General features: G+C 45.6%; 27 protein-coding genes. 3 read left to right on the forward strand and 24 right to left on the reverse strand.

Going from position 1 to position 26009, the window contains the following annotated elements; translation table 11 throughout:
* Nucleotides 1-73: 73 nt before the first annotated feature.
* The 7 genes from pyrF to sohB form a co-directional block, all read right to left on the reverse strand.
* Nucleotides 74-772, reverse strand: coding sequence for an orotidine-5'-phosphate decarboxylase (gene pyrF / locus CSW98_RS03195; protein WP_100798990.1), 699 nt, complete (start codon nucleotides 770-772; stop codon nucleotides 74-76).
* 76 nt (nucleotides 773-848) lie between these two features.
* Nucleotides 849-2018 (reverse strand): lipopolysaccharide assembly protein LapB, encoded by a 1170-nt coding sequence (lapB, locus tag CSW98_RS03200; RefSeq protein WP_100798991.1) that lies wholly within the window; start codon nucleotides 2016-2018, stop codon nucleotides 849-851.
* 20 nt (nucleotides 2019-2038) lie between these two features.
* Nucleotides 2039-2323, reverse strand: a complete 285-nt coding sequence (locus CSW98_RS03205; protein ID WP_100798992.1) for a LapA family protein — start codon at nucleotides 2321-2323, stop codon at nucleotides 2039-2041.
* A 236-nt stretch (nucleotides 2324-2559) separates the two neighbouring features.
* Nucleotides 2560-2841 carry an integration host factor subunit beta gene (gene ihfB / locus CSW98_RS03210; protein WP_100798993.1) on the reverse strand — a complete coding sequence of 94 codons (282 nt, stop codon included), beginning with the start codon at nucleotides 2839-2841 and terminating at the stop codon, nucleotides 2560-2562.
* A gap of 87 nt (nucleotides 2842-2928) precedes the next feature.
* Nucleotides 2929-4599 (reverse strand): 30S ribosomal protein S1, encoded by a 1671-nt coding sequence (gene rpsA, locus CSW98_RS03215; protein ID WP_100798994.1) that lies wholly within the window; start codon nucleotides 4597-4599, stop codon nucleotides 2929-2931.
* A 99-nt stretch (nucleotides 4600-4698) separates the two neighbouring features.
* Nucleotides 4699-5379, reverse strand: coding sequence for a (d)CMP kinase (gene cmk / locus CSW98_RS03220; RefSeq protein WP_100798995.1), 681 nt, complete (start codon nucleotides 5377-5379; stop codon nucleotides 4699-4701).
* Between the two features lie 78 nt (nucleotides 5380-5457).
* Complete coding sequence (gene sohB / locus CSW98_RS03225) at nucleotides 5458-6516, reverse strand: protease SohB (RefSeq protein ID WP_100798996.1); 1059 nt, start codon at nucleotides 6514-6516, stop codon at nucleotides 5458-5460.
* A 311-nt stretch (nucleotides 6517-6827) separates the two neighbouring features.
* On the opposite strand from sohB, the gene CSW98_RS03230 reads away from it, so the two are divergent.
* A complete protein-coding gene (locus CSW98_RS03230) occupies nucleotides 6828-7595 on the forward strand; it encodes a YciK family oxidoreductase (protein WP_100798997.1) in 768 nt (255 codons plus the stop codon).
* A gap of 11 nt (nucleotides 7596-7606) precedes the next feature.
* Here the strand turns inward: CSW98_RS03230 and CSW98_RS03235 are convergent, their stop codons facing one another.
* The 3 genes from CSW98_RS03235 to CSW98_RS03245 form a co-directional block, all read right to left on the reverse strand.
* On the reverse strand, nucleotides 7607-8551 hold the full coding sequence (locus CSW98_RS03235; protein WP_100798998.1) for a chemotaxis protein CheV: 945 nt from the start codon (nucleotides 8549-8551) through the stop codon (nucleotides 7607-7609).
* Between the two features lie 126 nt (nucleotides 8552-8677).
* Nucleotides 8678-9892 (reverse strand): sugar metabolism global transcriptional regulator Mlc, encoded by a 1215-nt coding sequence (mlc, locus tag CSW98_RS03240; protein WP_100798999.1) that lies wholly within the window; start codon nucleotides 9890-9892, stop codon nucleotides 8678-8680.
* Between the two features lie 173 nt (nucleotides 9893-10065).
* Complete coding sequence (locus tag CSW98_RS03245) at nucleotides 10066-11343, reverse strand: patatin-like phospholipase family protein (protein WP_100799000.1); 1278 nt, start codon at nucleotides 11341-11343, stop codon at nucleotides 10066-10068.
* 689 nt (nucleotides 11344-12032) lie between these two features.
* Here CSW98_RS03245 and CSW98_RS03250 point away from each other — a divergent pair.
* Together CSW98_RS03250 and CSW98_RS17500 are read left to right on the forward strand one after the other, a co-directional pair.
* Nucleotides 12033-13511 (forward strand): sodium-dependent transporter, encoded by a 1479-nt coding sequence (locus tag CSW98_RS03250; RefSeq protein WP_100799001.1) that lies wholly within the window; start codon nucleotides 12033-12035, stop codon nucleotides 13509-13511.
* A gap of 3 nt (nucleotides 13512-13514) precedes the next feature.
* Nucleotides 13515-13607 carry a MetS family NSS transporter small subunit gene (locus CSW98_RS17500; protein ID WP_157810319.1) on the forward strand — a complete coding sequence of 31 codons (93 nt, stop codon included), beginning with the start codon at nucleotides 13515-13517 and terminating at the stop codon, nucleotides 13605-13607.
* Nucleotides 13608-13718: 111 nt separating this feature from the next.
* Here the strand turns inward: CSW98_RS17500 and ptsG are convergent, their stop codons facing one another.
* The 14 genes from ptsG to yceD form a co-directional block, all read right to left on the reverse strand.
* Nucleotides 13719-15155, reverse strand: coding sequence for a PTS glucose transporter subunit IIBC (gene ptsG / locus CSW98_RS03255; protein WP_100799002.1), 1437 nt, complete (start codon nucleotides 15153-15155; stop codon nucleotides 13719-13721).
* A gap of 321 nt (nucleotides 15156-15476) precedes the next feature.
* A complete protein-coding gene (locus CSW98_RS03260) occupies nucleotides 15477-16250 on the reverse strand; it encodes a TatD family hydrolase (protein ID WP_100799003.1) in 774 nt (257 codons plus the stop codon).
* On the reverse strand, nucleotides 16241-17206 hold the full coding sequence (holB, locus tag CSW98_RS03265; RefSeq protein ID WP_100799004.1) for a DNA polymerase III subunit delta': 966 nt from the start codon (nucleotides 17204-17206) through the stop codon (nucleotides 16241-16243). Before holB ends, CSW98_RS03260 begins: the two co-directional genes overlap by 10 nt.
* Entirely contained in the window at nucleotides 17203-17844 is a 642-nt protein-coding gene (tmk, locus tag CSW98_RS03270) for a dTMP kinase (protein ID WP_100799005.1), read from the reverse strand. The genes holB and tmk overlap by 4 nt, the downstream gene beginning before the upstream one ends.
* A 16-nt stretch (nucleotides 17845-17860) precedes the next feature.
* Complete coding sequence (mltG, locus tag CSW98_RS03275; RefSeq protein WP_100799006.1) at nucleotides 17861-18877, reverse strand: endolytic transglycosylase MltG; 1017 nt, start codon at nucleotides 18875-18877, stop codon at nucleotides 17861-17863.
* Nucleotides 18874-19677 (reverse strand): aminodeoxychorismate lyase, encoded by an 804-nt coding sequence (pabC, locus tag CSW98_RS03280; RefSeq protein ID WP_100799007.1) that lies wholly within the window; start codon nucleotides 19675-19677, stop codon nucleotides 18874-18876. The genes mltG and pabC overlap by 4 nt, the downstream gene beginning before the upstream one ends.
* A gap of 78 nt (nucleotides 19678-19755) precedes the next feature.
* Entirely contained in the window at nucleotides 19756-21000 is a 1245-nt protein-coding gene (gene fabF, locus CSW98_RS03285) for a beta-ketoacyl-ACP synthase II (RefSeq protein WP_100799008.1), read from the reverse strand.
* A gap of 90 nt (nucleotides 21001-21090) precedes the next feature.
* The gene (gene acpP, locus CSW98_RS03290) at nucleotides 21091-21324 is read right to left on the reverse strand and encodes an acyl carrier protein (RefSeq protein WP_004406112.1); all 234 of its coding nucleotides are present in this window, start codon (nucleotides 21322-21324) and stop codon (nucleotides 21091-21093) included.
* 166 nt (nucleotides 21325-21490) lie between these two features.
* On the reverse strand, nucleotides 21491-22225 hold the full coding sequence (gene fabG / locus CSW98_RS03295; protein ID WP_100799009.1) for a 3-oxoacyl-ACP reductase FabG: 735 nt from the start codon (nucleotides 22223-22225) through the stop codon (nucleotides 21491-21493).
* 19 nt (nucleotides 22226-22244) lie between these two features.
* Entirely contained in the window at nucleotides 22245-23168 is a 924-nt protein-coding gene (fabD, locus tag CSW98_RS03300; RefSeq protein WP_100799010.1) for an ACP S-malonyltransferase, read from the reverse strand.
* Nucleotides 23169-23225: 57 nt separating this feature from the next.
* Nucleotides 23226-24176 (reverse strand): beta-ketoacyl-ACP synthase III, encoded by a 951-nt coding sequence (locus CSW98_RS03305; RefSeq protein WP_100799011.1) that lies wholly within the window; start codon nucleotides 24174-24176, stop codon nucleotides 23226-23228.
* Between the two features lie 5 nt (nucleotides 24177-24181).
* Nucleotides 24182-25207: a phosphate acyltransferase PlsX gene (gene plsX / locus CSW98_RS03310; RefSeq protein ID WP_100799012.1), complete on the reverse strand. Its 1026-nt coding sequence runs from the start codon at nucleotides 25205-25207 to the stop codon at nucleotides 24182-24184.
* 9 nt (nucleotides 25208-25216) lie between these two features.
* Nucleotides 25217-25387: a 50S ribosomal protein L32 gene (gene rpmF, locus CSW98_RS03315; protein WP_100799013.1), complete on the reverse strand. Its 171-nt coding sequence runs from the start codon at nucleotides 25385-25387 to the stop codon at nucleotides 25217-25219.
* A gap of 54 nt (nucleotides 25388-25441) precedes the next feature.
* Nucleotides 25442-25969 carry a 23S rRNA accumulation protein YceD gene (yceD, locus tag CSW98_RS03320; RefSeq protein WP_100799014.1) on the reverse strand — a complete coding sequence of 176 codons (528 nt, stop codon included), beginning with the start codon at nucleotides 25967-25969 and terminating at the stop codon, nucleotides 25442-25444.
* Nucleotides 25970-26009: the final 40 nt, after the last annotated feature.

Consider the following 26009-nt stretch of genomic DNA (forward strand, 5'->3'; position numbering starts at 1 on the left):
AAATGCAACCAGACACTTATACGGTATGATCCAGATAAGTGCCTGGTTTGTCGATAAGGCTTGCTATCGGGAGTTAACTGCGTAAAGAAAGATTTATCTGCTCAAGCACAGCTGACGGATTATCAGCCTGAGTGATCGGCCGCCCAATAACCAGATAATCCGAACCGGCATTGATCGCTTCTACCGGTGTCATAATACGCTTTTGATCCCCAACCGCACTGCCAGCCGGACGAATCCCCGGAGTAACCAGCTTAAACGACGGACCAAGCTCGGACTTTAACATAGAAGCCTCTTGTGCCGAACAAACGACCCCATCAAGACCGCTATTTTTTGTCAGATGAGCCAGACGCATCACCTGCTGCTGTGGTGGCAGATCCAGCCCAATTCCGGCTAAATCAGACTGTTCCATACTGGTTAACACCGTGACACCAATAAGCAATGGACGGTCTGCTCCATATGGTTCCAGTATCTCACGTGATGCCGTCATCATTCGCTCACCACCACTGGCGTGTACGTTCACCATCCACACCCCTAATTCTGCCGCTGCACGTACAGCTTTAGAGCAGGTATTGGGGATATCATGAAATTTAAGATCAAGAAAAACAGAAAAACCGCGTTTATGCAGTTCACGGACAAAATCCGGACCAAACAGTGTGAACATTTCTTTGCCCACTTTCAGGCGACAGGATGCCGGGTCGATCCTATCAACAAAAGCCAACGCATCCTGCTGTTTATCATAATCTAATGCCACGATCACTTTCTGGTCGTTCATTGTGTCTCCTACTTAATCCACACGCAAAAAAACATATATACGCAAAAAACGCCTCTGAACGGAGGCGCTATTTAATTTATTCTCCATCCAACCCCCGGATGGGCTTGACGGTACCCCATCCTTTGCAGGAAGGGCAGTGCCAATAAAGGGAATGGCTTGAAAAACCACACTTGCGGCAACGGTAATGGGGCTTTACTTTAAGCTGTTCACCAACCATGGCTCTGAGAGTATTCAGGCTATCTTTTGCCCGTCCATCTTCTGCTTCCGCTAAATGGTAATCCATCAACCGGTAAAAACCTTTCATTGTCGGATTTTTCAGCAACTGACGAGTCAGCAGCGTCTGAGCCGTTGCGATGCCATCATGTTTGGCGACCAGCTGAGCCAGCATCAGTTCAGCAGATGCGCCTGCATTCTTATTAATGCACTTCCGCAGAAACTCCAGCAGCTGATCTTCCTGCCCAAGATGATAATAACAATCGGCTAAATCAGGTAAGGCTTCGCTGATAAAATCAACATCCTGCTCCAGAATTGGCTCCATGTATTTTATCGTATTCTGATACTCTTCATTATCTAGGTACACTCTTCCCAGCGCCAGACTGGCACGCACACACTTAGGATCCTCCGTCAGAGCGCGCTTCAAATACGCAATAGCTTTGCTGGTATTTCCATCCGCAGACTCCTGAGTAGCCAGCTCACACAAAAAATGACTGATACTGGTGCGCATCTGCTTACGCCCTTTCCTGACCAGCATTGAGGCATAGCTTATTGCTTTATTCCATTCTTTAGTCTGCTGATAAATAGCAACCAGTTGATTTAAAGCAGCTTCCTGATGCTCAGGCTCATCAACCAGTTGCTCAAAGATCTTTTCTGCCCGATCCAGAAAACCGGACACCATGTAGTCTTTAGCCAACTGTTGCAGTGCAATATTTTTTTGGTCTATAGTCAGACCCGAACGTGATATAAGGTTCTGATGAATACGAATAGCGCGATCGACTTCTCCCCGGGAACGGAAAAGGTTTCCCAAAGCAAAATGGGTATCAATCGTTTCATCGTCAACCTGAAGCAGTTCAATAAACAGATCCACCGCTTTATCTGCCTGGTCTGACAACAGCAGGTTTAAACCGGTTACATATTGACGGGAAATCTGGTGTGACTGTTCCTGTTTACTTTCCCGGGCACTCCGGTTCCCCATGTACCAGCCATAGGCAGCAGCAATAGGTAATAACAGGAAGAGTAATTCAAGCATCAAAAAGCCTACTTACTTCTCTATGCTTTTGTTTCAGTCGGCAAGGCGTTTTCTGCCTGTTTTTTGAGCTTAGTAACATCCTTATTCAAACGACGAATAGTTAGCCTTGATTTCAGGTGCATACTACCAAAAATCAGCCAGGCGAGAACAAATCCGGAGACAAACACGCCGCCCAGTAGAGTCGATAAGTGAAATTCGCCCTTTGCTACCAGGTAATTAAAAGAAACGACTTCCTGATTCTGAGCACCCAGTGCCAGTGCAACCAGAAAGAGTGCAATAATTAGAATCGTTTTTATAATTTTCACCGACCACACTCCTGAATAATCCCATGCTTAGGACATATTTATCTGTTATTGATATCCCCGATAAATATGACTCAGAGATTATGCAGGAATTTAGCCCGACACACCATGCTCAATATACAGATTCCTGTCATAAAAAAACGGTATCCTGTCAGACACCGTCTTTTTATGCGCAAAAGCCTCCGGCCAAAACCATTGGCCGGAGCTACTGTAGCTAATATCCGGTAATTACAAATCCGTTACTGAATATTAACCCGTTCGCGTAATTCTTTACCTGGTTTAAAGTGAGGAACATATTTACCTTCCAGCTCCACTTTGTCACCAGTTTTAGGATTACGTCCCACTCTTGGTTCACGATAATGTAATGAGAAACTGCCAAAACCACGAATCTCTATACGATCACCACTTTCCAGAGTTGACGCCATATGCTCTAAGATATCCTTGACTGCATCTTCAATTTCTTTTGCAGAAAGGTGTGTTTGTTCAGCACAGAGTCTTTCAATCAATTCAGACTTAGTCATAGTTTGCCTCGTTATTTGTTCTTATTAATGTCAGCATAGCAAAAAAAAAGGAGCCGTGCGGCTCCTTTTTAGCGATTTTTCTAACAATTACTCGCCTTTAGCAGCCTTGAATGCGTCAGCCATAGCATTACCAAACGCACCTTCGTCTTGCTTGTTGATAGAAGCCATAGCTTCTTGCTCATCAGCTTCATCTTTAGCTTTGATAGACAGGTTAATTACGCGGTTCTTACGGTCAACACCAGTAAATTTCGCTTCAACACTGTCACCAGCACTCAGGATCAGAGACGCGTCTTCGATGCGGTCACGTGATACTTCAGATGCACGAATGTAACCTTCTACACCCTCAGCAATCTCAATTGTAGCACCTTTTGCATCTACTGCTGTTACTGTACCGTTTACAAGAGTACCTTTCTTGTTATCCGCTACGAATGCATTGAACGGGTCGTTTTCCATTTGCTTAACGCCAAGAGAAATACGCTCACGCTCAGCATCTACTGCAAGAACAACAGCTGAGATTTCGTCGCCTTTCTTGTATTCACGAACAGCTTCTTCGCCAGGAACGTTCCAAGAGATATCAGACAAGTGAACAAGACCGTCGATGCCGCCGTCAAGACCGATGAAGATACCGAAGTCAGTGATAGACTTGATCTTACCAGTTACTTTATCGCCTTTAGCCTGAGCTTCAGCGAATGACTGCCATGGGTTAGCTTTACATTGCTTCAGACCCAGAGAAATACGACGACGTTCTTCGTCGATTTCAAGAACCATAACTTCAGCTTCATCGCCAACGTTAACCACTTTAGATGGGTGGATGTTCTTGTTAGTCCAGTCCATTTCTGAAACGTGTACCAGACCTTCAACGCCTTCTTCGATTTCAACGAAACAACCGTAATCAGTCAGGTTGGTTACACGACCAGTCAGTTTGTGACCTTCTGGGTAACGCTTAGCGATTGCTACCCATGGATCTTCACCCAGTTGCTTAAGACCTAGTGATACGCGAGTACGATCACGGTCAAACTTAAGAACTTTAACCAGGATCTCGTCACCTACATTTACGATCTCAGATGGGTGTTTAACACGTTTCCAAGCCATATCAGTGATGTGCAGCAGACCGTCTACACCACCCAGGTCAACGAATGCACCGTAGTCAGTAAGGTTCTTAACGATACCTTTAACTTCGCTGCCTTCCTGCAGAGTTTCAAGAAGCTCATCACGTTCAACACTGTTTTCAGATTCAATAACAGCACGACGAGAAACAACAACGTTGTTACGCTTCTGATCCAGCTTAATTACTTTGAACTCCAGCTCTTTGTTTTCCAGATGAGCCGTGTCACGGATTGGACGTACGTCAACCAGAGAACCAGGAAGGAATGCACGGATACCGTTTAGTTCAACAGTGAAACCGCCTTTAACTTTACCGTTGATGATACCAACAACAGTTTCAGCTTCTTCGTATGCTTTCTCCAGTACGATCCACGCTTCGTGACGCTTAGCTTTCTCACGAGAAAGTTGAGTTTCACCGAAACCATCTTCAACCGCATCAAGAGCTACATCGATTTCTGTACCTACTTCTACTTCAAGCTCGCCAGCAGCGTTCTTGAACTGTTCTGCCGGAATAGCAGATTCAGATTTAAGGCCAGCATCAACAAGAACGAAACCGTTCTCGATAGCTACAACAGTACCTTTAACAATGGTACCTTGGCGGAATTCTAGTTCGTTTAGAGACTCTTCAAAGAGTTGAGCAAAAGATTCAGTCATTAATTTAATCTTCAATAATTAAACGTCCACGGGCATCCTACCGCGTGGGGTTGATAAAATAGCCAGTCATCATCCATGCAACCGACTTCCTATTGCCCCTTAGCGGGACAATTTAGATTCAATATATTCCAGTGCTTTTTGCACTACTCCATCAATAGAAAGTGAAGTAGAATCAAGCACTAAAGCATCATCCGCAGGGCGTAAAGGAGCAACAGCACGGTTGCGATCTCGATCATCACGCTCTTGGATCTCGCTTAAAAGGTGGTCAAATCTAACATCTAACCCTTTATCTTGCAACTGCTTAAGGCGTCTATTTGCCCTTTCTTCCGCGCTGGCATCCAAGAATATTTTGGCCTGCGCACCCGGGAAGACAATCGTGCCCATATCACGCCCATCGGCCACCAGACCCGGCTCTGCACTGAATGCCCGTTGACGGCGCAATAACGCTTCACGAACCCGGGGAAACGCCGCTACTTTTGAGGCTGCATTACCCGTTTCTTCTTTGCGCAGCTCCCCGGAAACATCTTCACCTTCCAGAATAACTTTGACCAGATCGCCCTCGGCAATAAACTGAACATCCAGATGAGTCGCCAGAGGGACCAGTGCATCTTCTGATTCAGTATCTACTCCATGATGAATAGCTGCCAGTGCAAGTACCCGATAAATCGCTCCAGAATCCAACAGGTGGAACCCCAGTTTTTCAGCCAACAGCATGCACAGAGTGCCTTTGCCTGCACCACTTGGGCCGTCGACGGTAATCACAGGTATTTGAGAATTCATTGATTACTCCAGATTATCATTTACGGCAGGGAAAAAGCCTGCTTTTGTCGGCGGCGTATTATAGGAGGAAACATGCCATTAGACAATCGGACGTTGTCCCCGGGAAAGCCACTTCATCAGCACATTATCAGCGGCATCACCTGCCACGCCGGATAAACGTTCTGCCAGTTTTTTCTTCTGCACATAACGAACGGACAGAACAGCCTTACCCTTGCAGGCTTCAGCAACAAGATCATCTGATGTTGTTATGTCATCAACCAGACCAAGATCTTTTGCCTGAGTACCAAACCAGTGCTCCCCGGTTGCAACCTTATCCAGATCCAGTTCAGGACGATGAACACGGATAAAGTCCTTAAACAAATCGTGAGTTTCATCCAGTTCCTGTCTGAATTTATCTCTGGCTTTGTCCGTATTTTCACCAAACATGGTCAGGGTGCGCTTATATTCTCCAGCCGTAAGCTGCTCAAATTCGATATCATGTTTTTTAAGTAGCTTGTTAAAATTTGGCAACTGAGCAATAACACCGATAGAACCGACAATCGCAAATGGAGCCGATACCAGTTTGTCGGCAATGCAAGCCATCATATATCCGCCACTGGCAGCTACTTTATCTACGGCGATTGTAAGCGGAATTCCAGCATGTTTAATACGGTCCAGTTGTGATGAAGCCAGACCATATCCGTGAACCATACCGCCACCTGACTCAAGACGCAGTAGTACTTCATCACCATCCCGGGCAACAGCCAGAATCGCAGTCACTTCCTCACGCAGTGACGAGACTTCTTTCGCATCAATACTGCCATGAAAATCCAGCACAAACAGATGAGGTTCCCTACTTTCTTCCAAAGCCCCTTCTTTAATGGCTTTTTTTACCGTTTTTTCACGTGCTTTCGACTTCTCTTTTTCTGCCTTTTTTTCAGCCTTATCCCGTGCTTTGATATAGGTTTCATCGTGCAGATGATGTTCCATCAGTTCGATATTGTCTCTGTGTTTTTCCGTTAAGTTAATCACTTCCAGCTCACCTTTTGAGCCGGTTCTGCCACCAACAGATTTGACCATAAGCAGAATAGCGATCACTGCGACAGCAAAAGTCGCAATTTTGGCTAGAAACAAGCCATATTCATATAAAAATTCCAATACCTTATCCCCGGTAGTGTTGATTCAGATACATTGTAACTATCCTGTCACAAAAATCATCCCATCATTAAAAATCCTGGCAACTTATACTCGAAAGAAATGATCAATCCTTTATTTACCTTCATCTGAAAGCTTATTTTTTTTAAGCTGAACAGCGACCAGAACGCTAAATCCAGCGTCGTGAAACTATTTCGGCATATATGATTTTTTTGCTTTTTTTCGCCAAAATAAGAACTGCATTTGAATACAGATAAACAAACACAGTATGCTGTCAGGCTATATTCAAAAGATAAGTCATCAGGAATAGCACAATGGCGATAGATCAACTAGCGCAGGATCCTCTTTATCCGGTTCCGGCACATGCACTGAAGGACAAAGTTATTTTAATAACAGGAGCTGGAGATGGTATCGGAAGGCAGGCAGCAATTACTTACGCAGAATACGGCGCAACCCTTGTACTACTGGGAAGAACAAAATCAAAACTGGAACAGACTGCTGAAGAAATAGAGCAAGCTGGCTATATCAAACCCATGCTGTGTACTGTTGACTTGCAGGAAGCCACGCGTCGTGATTACCACAATGTTGCCCGCAAAATAGAAGAAGAATATAACCGACTTGACGGCTTACTGCACAATGCCGGACAGCTAGGTAGTATTGAACCATTCGAAGAAATGACCGAAGCGGTCTTTGATGAGCTAATGCAAGTTAATGTAAAAGCCCAAGTGATGCTGACTCAGGCTCTGTTGCCTCTACTGCATAACTCCGATAACGGCAGAATTATATTCACATCGTCAACTGTCGGGCATATAGGGCGAGCTTTATGGGGAGGTTATGCCATTTCTAAATTTGCAACAGAAGGAATGATGCAGGTACTGGCTGATGAGCTAAAACAGAGCCGGATACGGGTCAATGCAATTAATCCCGGCGCAACACGAACCAGTATGCGGGCAAAAGCCAGACCAGAAGAAGATCCGGAAACACTGAAAACACCGCTGGAAATTATGCCGCTGTATCTTTATCTGATGTCTGAACAAAGTGGTGCGATAAACGGCCAGTGCCTCGATGCCCAGCCGCGTTAGTAATAACAGGCTCAGTGATTTAATACCTGTTTCAGGCGTTCCTGAGCCACTTCGACCAAAACATCCGGCTGGAATTTAGAAATAAACCGGTCACAACCCACTTTCTTTACCATCGCCTCGTTGAAGCTACCACTCAGTGAAGTATTCAGTATGATATAAAGCTTATCCATCCGGGGATCATTTCGGACTTCATGGGTCAGACGATAGCCATCCATTTCCGGCATTTCAGCATCCGTAACCATCATCAGCAACTCACTGCTGACTTCTTTTCCTTCATTCGTCCATTGCTTTAGAAGGTTAAGAGCCTGAAGACCGTCACTGCACTGAATAATCTGAATTCCCAACTGCTCCAGCGTACCTTTTACCTGCCCTCTGGCCGTTGCAGAATCATCCACGATCAGAACCTTACGTCCGGTAAACTCATTGATAATATCTTCTTCCAGAATACCGTCTGATATACTGGTATCGTAATCAACAATTTCAGCCAGCACTTTTTCCACATCAATGATTTCCACGATCTGCTTCTGCCCGTGCTCTTCACACTGAGTAATAGCTGTCAGATAATTACTGCGCCCGGCTGTCAGTGGCGGAGGCATAATTTCCGTCCAGGTCGTATTGATGATATTCATTACCTGACCAACCAGAAAACCCTGCACTGTACGGTTATATTCAGTGATAATCAGGTTTTGCTCTGTTCCCTCTCTGGCCGGAGGAAAACCGATTGCCGCCCGCAGATCAATGACAGGCACAGATTCTCCACGCAGAGAAGCCACACCACACACGGTATAATGAGAGCCCGGCATTTTAGTCAGTGCAGGAACTTTAAGCACTTCTTTAACTTTAAAGACATTGATGGCAAAGAGTTGTCTGCTGTTCAGTTTAAATAACAGCAGCTCAAGCCGGTTTTCACCCACCAGATTGGTTCTTTGGTCAACAGTACTTAATACTCCGGACATACAGCTTCTCGCAATAACGTAAAAAATAGAATAACAATTCTAATTGACAGATATAACAGTCACTATGACTGAATTTACATCTACCTGCAAAAAATAATTATAGTAAATCTGGGCTAGTGTCTAACTTTAGCCTTCAACAACTTTCATCAGAAGTTCGCCATCATACAACGCTTGCTTAATCAGGGCTGCTCCCGGCATTGTCGCTTGTTTGTAAAAACGGCTCTCTACAATTTCCAGCCCCTGATAATAAACATCCAGACTCTGCTCTTCTACACAAGCTTTAATTGCCGGATAAAGTATCGATTTGGCCTGGTTGATCACACCACCAATCAAGATCTTCTCCGGATTAAATAAATTGACAACAATAGCAATTGCCGCACCTAAGTAATGACCGAGTTTTTCAATCACATCCACCGCCAGCGGATCGCCGGATGCCGCAGCAGAGCAGATATTTTCTATGGTCACCTGATCTAAGGAAATTGAAGACTCTTCTCCCTGTTGAATACGTCGGGTCACTTCTTCCCTGATAGCCTGAGAGCTGGCGACAGTTTCCAGGCAACCACGATTACCACACTGACAACGCTTTCCCTGCGGATCAATCTGAATATGCCCTAATTCACCAATATTACCGTGCCGCCCCTGAAGAACCCGTCCATCAAGGATGATTCCCGCTCCGACTCCATGGTGAATCGAGATAAGTGCCGAATTATCGTTTTGCTGAGAATTACCAAAAAGTTTCTCAGCTAAAGCCCATGCCCGGGTATCATTTGCAATAAAGACCGGCAATCCGGTGGCTTTATAGATTTCAGGTCCCAGTGGAAGATTTTTAACATTATAGTGTGGCATCTGCAGCACGATACCCTGCTCAGAATTCACCAATCCGGGAACAGTGATAGCAATACTGGTGACCCTATCCAGTTGCTCGGCATATGTCTGAAAAAATTCATCGATTTCGTGGAGCAGCCTTGCCAGAACATCGTCCTGTTCAATTTCGTGAATATCAATTTTGGTGTCGATAATAACCTCACCACCCAATTCATGAAGCGCCAGAGCCAGATATCCCCGCCCCATACGCATAGACAGAAACTGCCAGCCCTCATTATTAGTCTGCAATCCAACCGCCGGACGTCCACGACTGGTCGCTTCCTGAACAACCGTTTCATGTACCAGGTGGGCTTCAATTAATTCACGGGTGATCTTGGTAATACTCGCAGGGGCAAGCTCACTCAGTTTTGAAAGATCGATACGCGAAACAGGTCCGAACTGATCAATCAACTTATACACGCGACCGGCATTGACCTGTTTGATATGGTCAATATGGCCTGGTTGAGCCATGTACATCTTTTACCCCCTAAAGAAAATCATCAGTTAATTTTTTTACTTTGCGAACTAATTGTGAAGCGATTTGATGATTTGCCGTGACCATGGTCACGCATAAAGGTGCATTACACCTGATTTATCTCAAAACAATCTATTTACAGCTCGTGAGTGTCCGTCAAAGAAATGTTATTTTTTTAAGAAAAATATCCGGATTTATCCGACCGGGTAAGCACTCCGGATCCGCTATAACCGGCAATATTGCTCTTATCCTCCCTTTTCGTAAGGGATGAAGTGACAGGATACTCTTCCTTCGCTGTCATATATTCCCTGATAAAGCGATATCCGGCTTCCAGCCCAAGCTCATAGTCAAACTGAAGTTCTTCTTTTCTGCTCATTAATGCATTCGAACGTAAAGGCTCTGAAGGACAGATAATCACCATAAAACAGTCATCAGGCGGTCTGGCCATAAACTCTTCCGTCAAAGCATACGTCTGATAATGCATCATCAGCAAATCAGCCAGTCCGGAATCAAATTTATCACCCAGCAAGTGACTTAACCGGTATACGTCTCCGGCTCCGAATAACCAGCGTCCGCCATTGATAGTATTCAGATATTCCTCGGAATGTCCTTTCCTGCCTTTATAAACCTCACGATTGTTTATCCGCATTGTCTGAGCTTCCCAAAACTGATTCCAGTCTGTTCGCCAGTTTCCTATTGTCTGCTCCCAATGATGCTGAATAGCACTGATCGGTTTGCTGAACCATGTAGAGTCCGTTTGGGAAATCATTCCTGAGAAAATATCTTTTACTTCATCTTTTGCTTTCTGCGGTTCAGGGATTTCCGTCATAATGACAACCAGATTTCTGGCCCCCTGCCGCCATGCTTCCTGAACAGGAATCGCAGCAGATACACCACCGTCCACGTATTCGTCTTCCCCTATTGCTACCGGATGATAATAAAGGCCGGGAATAGCACAGGTAGCACGAAGTGTATCAAACCATTGTTCCGTCATAATCGGTAAATATTCATCATGTAAGGTTGCAGAATTTGTTACTGCTGCGTAAGCACTCCGCCCATTCAGAATATGCTTTCCCATTGCCAGATCCAATTGGTACGGAGGATGGGTAATCCGTTCTAGTGCCCAATCCAGATTCATCTGCTGTTTGCGCCGTATATAACTAAACAGATGAAAAAATTCCGGACTGGTTGTCAGCTCCATGATAAATGCCTTCGCCAATCCCGGCTGCCGACACAGAAACGGACAAAGGTTGAGGGCTCCGGCAGATGTACCGTAGAACAGATTGAAGGGATCAAAAGAAGAAAACAGGAAAGCATCCAGTACTCCGGCTGTAAAGATACCTCTTTGTCCCCCTCCTTGAGCAACCAGTGCACTCCTCCCTTCCAGATATCGTGCATATCTGGAATGTTCAATAACAACCTGAGTCCCGCTGATTATCCCTCTGTTGGGCACAGCATCCAGATTAGTTAGCAACAACAATAAAGCAACAAGCCAGTATCACAGCAAAAGAAAAAACCACGATGCCAAAAGTCAATTTCATATCAGTGCTCATAATGTGTTATCTCCATCAGATAAAAGAAGTGTTGTTATTATACTAGACAAACTTTCTGCCAGTCTGAATCCTTTACAGAAGAAAAAGCCACTTACATCTCATTAACAGGTTATCAGCTTCTTCTACCACAAATACCCACATAAAAAACATTTTCACCTGACAAATGATAATTTTTTTGCGCAGCAAAAAACACCAGCCATTCATACAACAACAGGAATTTAGCCTGCATTTATTAAAATATTCGCATTTAATATCCAACAAGATCAAAATATATGCTTATTTACTCCGTACCAAGATCACATTTCACTCATTGTTTTGTATTGATCTTGACCCTAATACTCGGTAGTCTCACCCTTAACGCGTAGCTGATTATTTCAGTTTTCGCAGACACACATCGCACAGAGCAGAAGAATATTCTGAGATTTATCCAGCCAGACGGAACAAATAACTAAATACGAAGAAACAACAGGGTAAGCCTCTGAGAAGAGACAACTCAGACCGATAAAGCTCCCTGCTGATTATATTCATCCGATTCAGGCTCCGGATAATAGCTTCATTACTCAGAAATTCATTACATAAAGGAGAAAATATGAAGCGAGAACAATGGGGATCCCGTGCCGGATTTATTCTGGCAGCCGTGGGATCAGCAGTCGGCCTTGGAAACATCTGGCGTTTCCCTTATATGGCTTATGAAAACGGCGGCGGCGCATTTTTAATTCCTTACCTTTTTGCCATGATCACAGCCGGTATTCCTTTTATGATCCTGGAATTCAGCATGGGTCAGAAAAACCGCGGTTCCGCCCCAATCACCCTGAGCAAAATCCATGCTAAATTTGAGTGGTTGGGCTGGTTCCAGATCGGTATAGCCTCTGTTATCGCTGTTTATTACGTAGCTGTTATCGGTTGGGCTATCTCATACTTCGGTATGTCTTTCGATCAAAGCTGGGGCACAGATACTAACGCCTATTTCTTCGGTGAATATCTGGGACTCGGTGATAATTCTCCGACTAATTTGGGTGGTATGCAGTGGAAGATTGCCGGTGCAATGCTTATTGCATGGGGCATTACTTATGCGGCTATCGCCGGTGGTGTAAAAGCAGGCATCGAGCGTGCAGCAAAAATCATGATGCCGGTTCTGTTCTTGATGGTTGTTGCTTTAATTGCCCGTATGATTTTCCTTCCGGGAGCCATTGACGGAGTAAACTACCTGTTCCAACCTGATTTCAGCAAGATCATGGATATGAAAGTATGGGCGGCAGCTTATGGTCAGATCTTCTTCACTCTGAGTATCGGTTTTGCCATCATGCTGGCTTATTCCAGTTATCTGCCAGAAAAATCAGATATCAACAATAATGCCTTTATGACCGTACTGCTGAACTGTGGTTTCTCTATCATTGCCGGTATTATGATCTTCTCTGTACTGGGTTATATGGCTCAGGAACAAGGCAAACCGCTGACTGACGTTGTAAGTGCTGGTGTGGGTCTGGCATTTGTTACTCTGCCAGCTGCAATTAACCTTTTACCTGCGCCTTACATTCTTGGTCCGCTATTCTTCCTGGCCTTGGTCGTTGCAGGTCTGAGTTCACAGATTTCAATTATTGAAGCCGTGGTTTCAGCAGTTATCGACAAACTAAACTGGTCACGTAAGAAAGCAGCAACTCTGGTATGTGGTATCGGCTTTATTATTTCTATGGCATTTGCTACCGATGGCGGTCTGCTGTTGCTGGATCTTGTTGACCACTTTGTGAACAACGTAGGTATCCTGACCAGTTGTCTGATCGAAATCGTTCTGATGGCATGGCTGGTGAAACTGGCCGATATCCGTGAATACGTGAACAAGTATTCTGATTTCTCTATCGGTAGCTGGTTTGAACTTTGCCTGCGTTTCATCACACCGATTATGCTGGCGATCATTGTTTCAACAAACTTTATGAACCTGATCAATGACGGTTACGGTGGCTATGCCAAGTTTGAACTGATGACTTTGGGCTGGGGCTTAATCGCACTACTGGCAATCGTTGGTATTGTTATCAACCTTAAAAGTGAACCACAGAAAGCGGAGGCATAAGCCATGACAACTGGTGCAATTATTATGATGGTATTCGGCCTTTGTGTTACCTGGGGCGGAGCTGCTATCTGTATCAGAAAAGCGATGAATAAATAATTCGACACTTCTGATAAAAATGAAAAAGGTCTGGCTAAGTGCCAGACCTTTTGTTTTTATAGTGTTATTTATTTTTCAGATTGGCTGCTGTGTAAGCAAAATATTTATGAATCAGCTATTGTGGCGAATCCATTCGTCCATTTCCGTTTTCAGGTTATCTGATTTGGTCCCGAAAATAGCCTGAACACCACCAGCAACCACCACCACTCCGGCTGCACCCAGTTTCTTCAGTTTTGCCTGATCAACAAGCTCTGTATCAGCAACGGATACACGCAAACGAGTGATACAAGCATCCAGGCTGGTGATATTTTCTTTACCGCCAAATGCAGCAACCAGATGACCTGCTATTTCAGAACCCGATTCCATTTCCAGATCATCTGCTGTTTCTTCTTCACGTCCCGGTGTTTTCAGATCCAGAGCTTTAATCACTGTACGGAAAATAACATAATAAATAGCGGCATATACCAGACCACATACTACAAACATGATCATCTTCTGCGAATGTCCGGACAGAACGATAAAGTCGATCAGGCCATGTGAGAAGGATGTGCCATGCACCATACCCAAACTATTAGTCAGAACAAAAGCTGAACCAGCCAGCAGAGCATGAATACCATAAAGTACCGGAGCCACAAACAAGAAGGAGAATTCGATTGGCTCAGTAATTCCGGTCAGGAAGGATGTCAGTGCGGCAGAAACCATGATACCCATAATTTTGGTGCGATTTTCAGGTCTTGCGGAGTGCGCAATAGCAATTGCGGCTGCTGGCAGACCATACATTTTGAACATATAAGCACCTGCCAACTGACCAAAATATCCATTGGCAGCAGTACGGGAAGCTTCACTGGCTTCCAGATAACAAGTCAGAATACCGGTACGGGCTTCCCCGGCAGCATTCACACAGTTACCTGCTTCAAAGAAGAATGGGACGTTCCAGATGTGGTGCAGACCAAACGGGATAAGAGAACGTTCTACAATACCATAAATACCGAATGCGACGGTTGGGTTTTGTTCTGCCGCCCAGTGAGAAAAGCTACCGATACCAGCTCCGATAGGAGGCCAGACGATAGACAGAACCAGACCAAGAACAATAGCACCAAAGCCTGTCACAATAGGAACAAACCGTTTACCTGCAAAGAAACCCAGGTAATCCGGAAGCTCAATGCGATAGAAACGGTTAAATGCCCATGCAGCAATACCACCGGCTAAAATACCACCCAGCACACCAGTCTCAATTTTCTCAACCCCCATTACGTCGGCCATAACGCCCAGTGTCCCGATCATAATTCCGTAACCGACTATCGCAGCCAGCCCGGCAACACCATCGTTATGGGTAAAGCCAAGTGCAACACCAACCGCAAACAAAAGCGCCATCTGGCCGAATACCGACCCGCCTGCCTGCGCCATAATGTTAGATACCACATCCGGCAACCAGCTGAAGTTAGCGGCACCAACCCCAAGCAGAATACCGGCAACCGGCAGAACGGATACAGGCAACATCAAGGCCTTACCGACTTTCTGCAAGTTAGCAAATAAATTACTAGACATAATTATGCTCCTAATTATTAGGTTATTAGTGTATGGGCTCTAACAGCGTCCCCCTGTTGCTATCAAAGTGAGTTCCCAATAGCGAATGTAACCAATTAACAAACTAGGAAAATTGTTCAGGGTCAGGTGTGATACTTGTCACTTATTAAGATAAGTGTCCGACTAACGTCTCAAAACTGACGCAAAACCTGGTTATATATCAGCCACATCAGAACAGCATCGCAATAGCAGGAGGAAAGATTACTATCCAAATATTGCAGTAATGATTCAGATAATAATAAAAACAGAGAAAAGCCTTAGGAGACACCTAAGGCATTTTGCCTAACGGGCAGAGAGAAAAAGTGTTCTGAAATTTTCAGTTGTTCTGGTAGCCACTTCCGTTAATGACAGTCCTTTCAGATGCGCAATATAGCTCGCGATTTCAACCACATAGGCAGGTTGGTTCTGTTTTCCCCGGTGAGGAACCGGTGCCAGATAAGGAGAGTCCGTTTCGATCAGCAACCTATCCAGTGGTAACTGTTTTACGACTTCTTTCAGCTCACAAGCCTGGCGAAAAGTCACGATCCCGGACACAGAAATATAGAAACCGAGCTCCATAGCATGTTGAGCAAATTCCATGTCTTCAGTAAAACAGTGGATCACTCCACCACACTTTTCCGCATGACCATTTTTCAGGATGGCAAGTGTATCTTCCCGAGCATGTCGGGTATGAATAATCAGCGGTTTATTCAACTCGACCGCCATCTCCACCTGCTGCTGAAAACGAAGCTTCTGCAATTCAGCCGTTTCCGGCTGATAATGGTAATCCAGACCGGTTTCACCTATCGCTACAACTTTGGGATGCTGGGCAAATCGGTGCATTTCATCCAGAGCAAAAGGGCTTTCGACATCCAGAGGATGAACCCCACAGGAAGCAAATACATTATCATAAGGCAAAATCATTTCGATCATACGGGGAAAGGCTTCGAGCGTCACTCCGACTGAAAGCATCTCAGTCACTTTTGCGTCTTTCGCCTTACGGATAACATCCCCGATACCTTCATGAAGTTCGGTATAGTCGAGCTTATCCAGATGGCAATGCGAATCTATAAACATATGTCCTCATGTAATTCTGTCAGCCAGTTGATTATTAAGAGTTCTGCATTTAATCCAGGAAAATGAACTAACTGATCTTGTATCTGATGCAGCTTACCTGCATACAGGAATGCGGAGGCATACGGGACAAACTCAGCCAGTGTGTCACTGATATCACAGCGTCCCGTTTCCTTTATACCAAAATGAACTTTCTGCACATCTGCCAGTAAAATAGCCAGCCAATCCAGGGAGGCATAGACATCATTATTCATCAGTTTCCAGCACTCCGAAAATACAGGGATAGGTGCCTTTAACTGGGTCATCAACTCATATTGAATATCAAGAAAACGCTGCCGGCTGCCATTATCAAAAAAAGCCAGAGCCTTAAGCGGAGCCCCTTTAGAGAGATGAATACCGTTGTAATCCACCGGACTTTGTGTCTGAGACTGCAGCCAGCGATATGTTACCTCAGGCTCCGGTTCAGCGAGATGCCAACACTGACACCGGCTGATAATCGTCGGTAACAAACGGTTTTTCTTCCGGGACAACAGTATAAAAATACAGTTATCCGCCGGGGATTCCAGAGTCTTCAGTAACGCATTCGAAGCTGATTCGTTCATGGCCTCAGCCGGTGCAATAATAATGACTCGCCGACCACCAAGCTGAGATGACTCCTGCGCCCAGCGATTACCGAGACGGATCTGATCTACGATAATGGCTTTCCCTTCTTTCTCTGGCGTTATCCAGTGAATATCAGGATGGTTTCCCGATGCCACCAGTGAGCAGGAATGACAAAAACCACAGGGCTCTGAATCAGAATGAGTACAAACTAATGTATTTGAAAAGGTATCAACCAACTGGCGGATCCCCATCCCCTCAGCAGCACAACACAGCATCGCCCCCGGAACCCGGTTACCTTCAGACAGACTCTGCCACTGCCGCCATAACGGCTGTAGCCAGGGGTAAATGGTATTCATCCGTTCTCCTGCAGGCTGAGCCAATGTGAAAGCTTATGCCGGATATCGGCAGCCACGGCATCGATAGTGTTTCCTGCATCCACAACTATCACCGTATCATCCACAGCGGCAAGTTCAAGGTAACGAGCACGAGTTCGTTCAAAGAAGCTAATATCCATCTTTTCAATCCGATCCAGATCTCCCCGCCCTCGGGCTCTTTCCAGTCCGAGTTTAGGGTCAATATCCAGATACAAGGTGAGATCCGGTTTAAAGCACCCGAGGGTGATCTCTTTCAGACTGGCCATTGTTTGCCCCTCAATCTGCCGGCCTCCTCCCTGATAAGCCTGAGAAGACATATCATGCCGATCACCCAGAACCCATTCTCCACGATTCAGCGCTGGTTTAATGACATTCTCTACCAGCTGAACTCTGGCAGCATACATCAACAGCAACTCCGTCATATCTTGCAGTTGCTCACCATCGTGTTCCTCTTTAACCAGACTGCGCAGCTTTTCCGCCAGTCCGGTTCCGCCCGGCTCTCGGGTTCTAATCACCCCCGTAATGCCATGCTCAGCGAGTTCCTCAAGAATGGCATTCATTGCCGTACTTTTACCCGCACCTTCCAGCCCTTCTACCACGATAAATTTAGCTTTTGTCATACTTATCACTTTGCTGTTATTTGTTCTTTCTCAATTCTTTCAGATAATCACGCACGGCTCTGTTATGCTCAGTCAGTGTATTAGTAAAGACATGTCCTCCTTTACCACTGGCAACAAAATAGAGATAACGACTTTTCTCCGGATGCAGAGCAGCAATGATAGACGCCTTCCCTGCCATAGCAATGGGTGTCGGTGGGAGACCATTGATCATATAGGTATTGTATGGGGTTCGGGTTTGCAGATCTTTCTTACGGATATTCCCCGCATACGCATCACCCATACCATAAATGACTGTGGGGTCAGTCTGCAGACGCATATTGCGCTTTAAACGATTAACAAAAACGGAGGCCACTTTCTCTCGCTCAGAATCAAGAGCGGTTTCTTTTTCAATAATGGACGCTAATATCAGTGCTTCATAAGCCGTTTTAATCGGTAAATCTTCCTGACGTTCATCCCAGTGTGCATCCAAAATTCGGGTCAGGTTCTGATTCGCTCGTTTTAACAACTGCAGATCCGTCATTCCTGCCGTGTAATGGTATGTTTCTGCTAAAAATAAACCTTCCAGCTTATCCTGCTCAATACCCAACCGCTGGGCTATTTCTTTTTCAGACAGCTGATTGATTCGATGCTCCAGCATCTCGGCATCATTGAGAATCGTTCGCCAATCGCTGAAGCGGCTGCCTTCAACAAAGGTAATAGAGAACTGGTGTTCTTTACCACGGGTAAGAAATTGCAGGGCATCTGCCAGAGTCATGCCCGGCTGAATCTGAAATGTTCCTGCTTTGACTCCCGTCAGTTCCGGCTTGACCCGGCTAACAAACCGGGCATATTCTGATGCGTTTACCCAGCCTTTTTCACTGAACCGGACCAGAATCTTAGGAAAACTGGTTCCGCTTTTAATCGTGATCAGTTCAGGTTCAGATAGCTGTAATGGCTGATTGAGGTAAGCATCTACCTGTTGCCACACATACGTAACCGCTCCGGCAGTCATCACTGCAAAAAAAACAATACCTAAAAAAAGCTTTTTAATCACAGATTATGATTCTCCTGAAAGTATCGGGTAACCGAGCCAACAGAAAAGGCCGAGAGTCCAATACGCACTACGGGTGCAACCCCCAACACTGAATTAGTCATAAACACTTCATCGGCGTTATGAATATGCTCAGGCAAAAAGTCACCGACCATAACGGTCAGACCACGTTTCGGAGCCTCCTGCAGAACAATACGCCGTATAACCCCCGAGACCCCACACAATTTCAAATCCGGTGTATATAGTGTCTGTCCTTTAAGCCAGAACAAATTTGCCATCGTAGTCTCGATAACGTTACCACGGATATCACACACAATACCGTCCTGCTCCCCTGAAGATTCCAGTTCAGCACGACACAATATCTGCTCCAGACGGTTATTGTGTTTATGTCCGGCCAATAATGGGGTCAACCCCATTTTATGCTGGCACACGCCGAGTTCAACACCCTTATTTCTCCAGCAATGATACTGGTCAGGAAAAGGGAAGTGGCTAATTGTCACCAACGGCTCTTCAGCCCCGACAGGGTTATATCCCCGGCCACCAGCTCCCCGACTGATATGCAGTTTCAGCCCGGCCAGTTCTTCATCTGATGCGGCCTGTTTTAACCAGGTGTTGATCTGTTCCCAGTCCGGCAATCGGATCCCCAGCAACACCAGACAATCCTGCATTCTTTCCACATGCAGCGACCAGTTCTGTACCTCTCCTCTCCGGGTCAGCATCGTTGTAAAACAACCATCTCCATACTGGAATGAACGGTCAGACAGCGCCACCACTTTTGCTGGTTTTCCGTTAACCCAAAACATAACTCTATCCCTGTAATAAGAATAAAAAACGGCTTAATGCTATGACATTAAGCCGTTTTAAAACAGATCAAATAACGATTAAATCTTCTTAAAGATAAGTGATCCATTGGTGCCACCAAAACCGAATGAGTTACATAATGCATACTCAATGTCGACTTTACGTGCAATATGAGGAACCAAATCGATATCCTGACAGCCTTCATCCGGATTATCCAGATTGATGGTTGGCGGTACAATCTGGTCAACCAGAGTCATGGCTGTAATAATAGCTTCAACAGAGCCGGCAGCACCGAGCAGGTGTCCTGTCATTGATTTTGTTGAGGACACCAGTACTTTTTTCGCGGCATCGTCACCCAAAGCACGCTTAACGCCTCTCAACTCAGCCACATCACCCGCCGGAGTAGATGTGCCATGTGCGTTGATATAGCCGATTTGCTCACCGGAAATGCCTGCATCACGCATTGCAGCTTCCATAGCTAACGCACCGCCAGAACCGTCCGTACTCGGAGCCGTCATATGGTACGCATCACCGCTCATACCAAAGCCAACCAGCTCACAATAGATCTTTGCTCCGCGGGCTTTCGCATGCTCATACTCTTCCAGAACCATGATACCGGCACCATCTCCCAGAACAAAACCGTCACGGTCTTTATCCCATGGGCGAGAAGCTTTCTGTGGCTCATCATTGCGGGTAGACAATGCCTTAGACGCACCAAATCCCCCCATACCGAGTGGAGTCGATGCTTTTTCTGCGCCACCGGCGACCATGGCATCCGCATCGCCATAGGCGATCATACGTGCCGCATGACCAATATTATGCAGACCTGTAGTACAAGCCGTAGAAATGGCAATATTTGGACCGCGCAATTTTTTCATAATAGAAAGCTGCCCGGCAATCATATTTACGATGGTTGAAGGCACAAAAAACGGGCTTATTTTACGCGGGCCTTTTTCTGTCAGGGCACTATGCCCTGCTTCAATCAGCCCCAGACCACCAATGCCTGAGCCGATAGCTGCACCTATACGGTGACAGTTTTCGTCCGTAATCTCCAGGCCAGAGTCGTTCAAAGCCTGAATACCAGCTGCAATACCGTACTGGATAAATAAATCCATCTTACGGGCATCTTTTTTGGACATATAATCTTCGCAGTTAAAGTCTTTCACTAAACCTGCAAAACGGGTTGAAAATTCGGTTGTGTCAAAATGTTCGATATTAACAATACCACTTTGACCTTCCAGCAGAGCTTTCCAGGCCGATTCAACGGTATTGCCCACCGGTGACAACATACCCATACCAGTAACAACGACGCGACGCTTGGACACGATATTATTCTCCGGGATTGAAATTTTATGAGGGTAAATGAGTTTAGATAAAACTCAGGCGGTCAGAGATGACCGCCTGGAAGAGAACTATTACTGAGCGCTGTTCACGTAGTCGATTGCAGCTTGAACAGTAGTGATTTTCTCAGCTTCTTCATCTGGGATTTCAGTGTCGAATTCTTCTTCTAGAGCCATTACCAGCTCAACAGTATCTAGAGAATCAGCACCTAGGTCATCAACAAAAGAAGCTTCGTTTTTAACTTCTGCTTCGTCTACACCCAGCTGTTCAACAATGATCTTCTTTACACGTTCTTCGATGTTGCTCATTTTTTCTTTTCCTATACAGACTTCGCTTTATGCGATGTTTTCCGTAGTTTATTCAAACTTTTGAAAGTTGCAAGACTGACCTTGCTGGTCAAACCACAAAATTTGCGAAATTAACCGAAATTACACACATTTTTGACTTAAATCATGCACAATTTTTGCGCACAGCTTAAACCATGTACATGCCACCATTTACATGAAGTGTTTCACCTGTGATATAAGCAGCCTCCGGAGAAGCCAAAAATGCCACGGCTGAAGCAATTTCACGTGGGTCACCCAAACGACCAGCGGGCACCTGTGCTAGTGTAGCAGCTCGCTGTTCATCATTCAGTGCTTTAGTCATGTCAGTTTCAATAAAGCCCGGTGCAACCGTATTAACAGTTACTCCGCGTGAAGCAACTTCACGAGCCATTGACTTAGTAAAACCAATCACACCCGCTTTTGCCGCTGCATAATTGGTCTGACCGGCATTACCCATAGTTCCAACAACCGAACCTACATTAATGATACGACCGTTGCGTTTTTTCATCATACCGCGAAGTACCGCCTTTGACAGACGGAAGATAGAGGTCAGGTTGGTATCCATGATATCCGTCCACTCATCATCTTTCATACGCATCAACAGGTTATCGCGGGTGATTCCTGCATTATTAACCAAAATGTCCAAACCACCAAATTCATCGCTAATAGTTTTTATGACAGTTTCAATAGATTCCGGTTGAGTCACATTTAATGCCATACCTTTGCCGTTTTCGCCAAGATATTCACTGATAGCCGCTGCACCATTTTCACTGGTTGCCGTACCGATAACAGTTGCACCACGTTCAACCAGCAATTCTGCGATTGCCCGGCCAATACCACGGCTGGCACCTGTTACTAAAGCAATTTTGCCTTCTAGATTCATCTTTTTTTCTCTTAACGTATTACTTAGCGGCTTCAAGAGAAGCTACATCATTTACAGCTGCTGCACTAAGCGTTTTTACAATTCGTTTTGTCAGACCGGTCAAAACCTTACCCGGACCGAACTCAAGCAGCGTATCCACGCCATCTTCACTCATCTTCTGCACACCACCGGTCCAGCGCACAGGACTGTACAATTGACGTACCAGTGCATCCTTGATCTTGGCGGGATCCGTTTCTGCCATAACATCCACATTATTGATAACCGGAATGACAGGAGTATTAAATTCTATATCCTGCAGTGCAACGGCAAGTTTATCCGCAGCAGGCTTCATCAGTGCACAGTGTGAAGGCACAGAAACCGGAAGAGGAAGTGCACGTTTGGCACCGGCTTCTTTACACAAAGCACCGGCACGTTCTACCGCAGCTTTGTTACCGGCAATAACAACCTGTCCCGGAGAGTTAAAGTTTACAGGAGAGACAACTTCCCCCTGAGCAGCTTCTTCACATGCTTTAGCAATAACATCGTCATCCAGACCGATAATTGCATACATAGCACCCACACCGGCAGGTACCGCTTCCTGCATCAACTGACCCCGCAGTTCAACCAGCTTAATCGCTTGTTTAAAGTCAATAACACCAGCACAAACCAACGCAGAATATTCACCAAGACTGTGACCCGCCAGAACCGCTGGCTGTTCTTGTCCCTGCTCTTGCCATACCCGCCAAACAGCCACTGAAGAGGCAAGAAGAGCGGGCTGAGTACGGAATGTCTGGTTCAAATCTTCCACCGGACCATTTTGGATCAGAGCCCACAGATCATAACCCAGAGCTTCTGAAGCTTCTGCAAATGTATTTCTTACCACATCGAATTGTTCGCCAAGCTCAGCAAGCATTCCAACTGCTTGTGATCCCTGGCCCGGAAATACGATAGCAAACTTGCTCATTATTCGTTTCCTTTAAGCAATAAATAAGTAAAAGCAGGCACCAGCCTGCTTTATTAGTTAGAATTTGACCAGTGCAGAACCCCAGGTAAAACCGCCACCAAAGGCTTCCAGAAGCATAGTCTGACCACGCTTAATCCTACCGTCACGAACGGCCTCATCGAGGGCTGTAGGAACGGTTGCTGCAGAAGTATTACCATGTCTGTCCAGCGTTACAACCACCTGCTCCATAGGCAGCGCCAGTTTTTTTGCCGTTGCGGTAATAATGCGCATATTCGCCTGATGCGGAACCAACCAATCTAGTTCACTGCGATCCATATCATTCAGAGCGAGTGTATCTTTCACCAGTTTAGCTAACTGAGTCACAGCAACTTTAAATACTTCGTTACCGGCCATATACATCCATTTATTCACATCACCGCCACGTTCCGGAACGCCCAGACTCAGCAGGTCACCAAACTGACCGTCAGCATAGATATGTGTGGACAGAATACCTGGCTCTTCACTGGCTCCCAGAACCACGGCTCCGGCACCATCGCCAAACAGTATGATAGTAGAACGGTCTGTCGGTTCACAGGCCTTCGACAGAGCATCTGCCCCTATTACCAGTATATGCTTATACATACCGGATTTAATATATTGGTCTGCGACAGAAAGCGCATAAACAAAACCGGTACAGGCAGCAGCCATATCAAAAGCTCCGCAACCTTTGATCCCCAGTTTGTGTTGTACCTGACAGGCAGAAGACGGAAATGAATTTTCGCTGCTTGTGGTTGCCACAATGATCAGCTCAATTTCGTCTTTATTGATTCCGGCCATTTCAATGGCTCTTTCAGCAGCGAGATGTCCCATATCAGCTATGGTTTCGTTCTCTGCTGCAATACGGCGTTCTTTGATACCGGTACGAACGGTAATCCATTCGTCACTGGTATCGACCATTTTTTCCAGGTCTGCGTTTGTACGCACCTGCTCCGGCAAATAACTGCCTGTACCTAAAATTCTGCTATACATGAAGACTAATAATGCCTCTCGAGTAAAACTGCTTCCAAACGGTCACTAATACGGCTGGGGACTTGTCGTTTGACTTCGTGTACCGCCTCACCAATGGCATTGATAATAGCCGACACATCAGCGCTTCCATGACTTTTTATGACAATGCCGCGCAATCCTAGCAAACTTGCACCATTATACTGGTCGGGGTTCAGTGTTTTTAGTTCATTAAATAGCCCTGAAAACAATCTTCTTGCTATCCAGCCCCTTATACCTGATGCTGCCATATGAGACTTAATTCTTGCAATAAAAAGATGCGCGACACCTTCACAAGTCTTCAAACAAACATTTCCTACAAATCCATCACATACCACAACATCGGCAACATCATTAAGGATCTGATTCCCTTCGACGTAACCAATATAATTCACCTCGTCAGTCTGATTCAGCATTTCTGCACAGCGTTTCACCAGATCATTCCCTTTTATCTCTTCTTCTCCGATATTAAGAATACCCACCTTTGCAGAGCGCCCAAGGTGCTGTTCTGCCAGAGCACTGCCCATAACAGCAAACTGAAACAGAGTATCGGCGTCACAAGAAACATTCGCCCCCAGATCCAACAACCAGATTTTGTTATTTTTTGCTGTAGGCAGGGCTGATACCAGTGCTGGTCGGTCGATCCCCGGCAAGAGTTTAAGACGAAAACGGGATAACGCCATCAGGGCTCCCGTGTTCCCGCCACTGACACAAGCGTGAGCCTCTCCCCGCGCAACACTATCGATAGCCATACGCATGGAACTACCATCGCTGTGACGAAGAGCAAACGAAGGTTTTTCGGTATTAGAAATGACCCGCTCACTATGCTGAACCAACAAGCGTCCGTCCGGCTTATAGTCAAGTAGGGATAATTGAGATGTGATCAAATTCTGATCACCTGTGATGATCACTTTCAGCTCTGGGAAAAGCGACAGTGCCTGCACAACGGCAGGCACTGTAACGCGAGGACCAAAATCCCCGCCCATTGCATCAAGTGCAACGGTAATACTTTGCAAAGGTCAACCTTACTTGTTGATAACCTTTTTGCCACGGTAGTAACCGTCAGCAGTCACGTTGTGACGCAGGTGAGTTTCACCTGAAGTTGCGTCTACAGATAGTGCAACTGTAGTCAATGCATCGTGAGAGCGACGCATGCCACGCTTAGAACGTGTTTTACGGTTTTGTTGTACGGCCATGGACCCTACTCCTTAGTAGTTTAGCTTAAAGACTGTTTGGCCAGACTGTAAAGACTAGCGCTTTAAGTTTTTTAACACTTCAAATGGATTCGGTTTATCTTCCTTTACTACTTCTTCCGGAAGTTCCCCAAACACCATATTGGTCGAATCAACGCTGCAATCCGCATCGTCATGCATTGCTACCTGAGGCAATCCAAGGATAAACTCGTCTTCAACCAGTTGTATGAGATCGACTTCACCGTACTCGTTCAGATCTACCAAATCGTACTCTTCCGGTGCATCCTCTTCACTTTTCTCACTATAATATGGAGTATAAGTAAATTGAACTTCACACTGATGTGTGAAAACCTCATTACAACGCTGACACTCTAAATCGACTTCGACGTTAGCTTTACCAGAGATAACGACTAATCGCTGTTCATCCAGCCCAAAGGACAATGTGACTTCTGCGTCGCGTTTTACGCCTGCGACCGATTCAGCTAAGCGCTTGAGTAGACTGGTCTGAATAACTCCAGAATAATCCAATCTTTTCTGAGCAGCTTTGGCCGGATCAACCGTGCGCGGAATTTTTACCTTTTGCATAGGGCGCGAATATTAGCTTTCTAATCAGAGATAGTCAAAG

The organism is Vibrio sp. HA2012 (genome assembly GCF_002812955.1).
Classification (GTDB): Bacteria; Pseudomonadota; Gammaproteobacteria; order Enterobacterales; family Vibrionaceae; genus Vibrio.

What these genes read in the sequence shown, in the direction of transcription:
- pyrF (WP_100798990.1), bottom strand. Translation starts at nt 772, where the DNA reads ATGAACGACCAGAAAGTGATCGTGGCATTAGATTATGATAAACAGCAG.
- lapB (WP_100798991.1), bottom strand. Translation starts at nt 2,018, where the DNA reads ATGCTTGAATTACTCTTCCTGTTATTACCTATTGCTGCTGCCTATGGC.
- ihfB (WP_100798993.1), bottom strand. Translation starts at nt 2,841, where the DNA reads ATGACTAAGTCTGAATTGATTGAAAGACTCTGTGCTGAACAAACACAC.
- rpsA (WP_100798994.1), bottom strand. Translation starts at nt 4,599, where the DNA reads ATGACTGAATCTTTTGCTCAACTCTTTGAAGAGTCTCTAAACGAACTA.
- cmk (WP_100798995.1), bottom strand. Translation starts at nt 5,379, where the DNA reads ATGAATTCTCAAATACCTGTGATTACCGTCGACGGCCCAAGTGGTGCA.
- CSW98_RS03230 (WP_100798997.1), top strand. Translation starts at nt 6,828, where the DNA reads ATGGCGATAGATCAACTAGCGCAGGATCCTCTTTATCCGGTTCCGGCA.
- CSW98_RS03235 (WP_100798998.1), bottom strand. Translation starts at nt 8,551, where the DNA reads ATGTCCGGAGTATTAAGTACTGTTGACCAAAGAACCAATCTGGTGGGT.
- mlc (WP_100798999.1), bottom strand. Translation starts at nt 9,892, where the DNA reads ATGTACATGGCTCAACCAGGCCATATTGACCATATCAAACAGGTCAAT.
- CSW98_RS03250 (WP_100799001.1), top strand. Translation starts at nt 12,033, where the DNA reads ATGAAGCGAGAACAATGGGGATCCCGTGCCGGATTTATTCTGGCAGCC.
- CSW98_RS17500 (WP_157810319.1), top strand. Translation starts at nt 13,515, where the DNA reads ATGACAACTGGTGCAATTATTATGATGGTATTCGGCCTTTGTGTTACC.
- ptsG (WP_100799002.1), bottom strand. Translation starts at nt 15,155, where the DNA reads ATGTCTAGTAATTTATTTGCTAACTTGCAGAAAGTCGGTAAGGCCTTG.
- CSW98_RS03260 (WP_100799003.1), bottom strand. Translation starts at nt 16,250, where the DNA reads ATGTTTATAGATTCGCATTGCCATCTGGATAAGCTCGACTATACCGAA.
- holB (WP_100799004.1), bottom strand. Translation starts at nt 17,206, where the DNA reads ATGAATACCATTTACCCCTGGCTACAGCCGTTATGGCGGCAGTGGCAG.
- tmk (WP_100799005.1), bottom strand. Translation starts at nt 17,844, where the DNA reads ATGACAAAAGCTAAATTTATCGTGGTAGAAGGGCTGGAAGGTGCGGGT.
- pabC (WP_100799007.1), bottom strand. Translation starts at nt 19,677, where the DNA reads ATGTTTTGGGTTAACGGAAAACCAGCAAAAGTGGTGGCGCTGTCTGAC.
- acpP (WP_004406112.1), bottom strand. Translation starts at nt 21,324, where the DNA reads ATGAGCAACATCGAAGAACGTGTAAAGAAGATCATTGTTGAACAGCTG.
- fabG (WP_100799009.1), bottom strand. Translation starts at nt 22,225, where the DNA reads ATGAATCTAGAAGGCAAAATTGCTTTAGTAACAGGTGCCAGCCGTGGT.
- fabD (WP_100799010.1), bottom strand. Translation starts at nt 23,168, where the DNA reads ATGAGCAAGTTTGCTATCGTATTTCCGGGCCAGGGATCACAAGCAGTT.
- CSW98_RS03305 (WP_100799011.1), bottom strand. Translation starts at nt 24,176, where the DNA reads ATGTATAGCAGAATTTTAGGTACAGGCAGTTATTTGCCGGAGCAGGTG.
- rpmF (WP_100799013.1), bottom strand. Translation starts at nt 25,387, where the DNA reads ATGGCCGTACAACAAAACCGTAAAACACGTTCTAAGCGTGGCATGCGT.
- yceD (WP_100799014.1), bottom strand. Translation starts at nt 25,969, where the DNA reads ATGCAAAAGGTAAAAATTCCGCGCACGGTTGATCCGGCCAAAGCTGCT.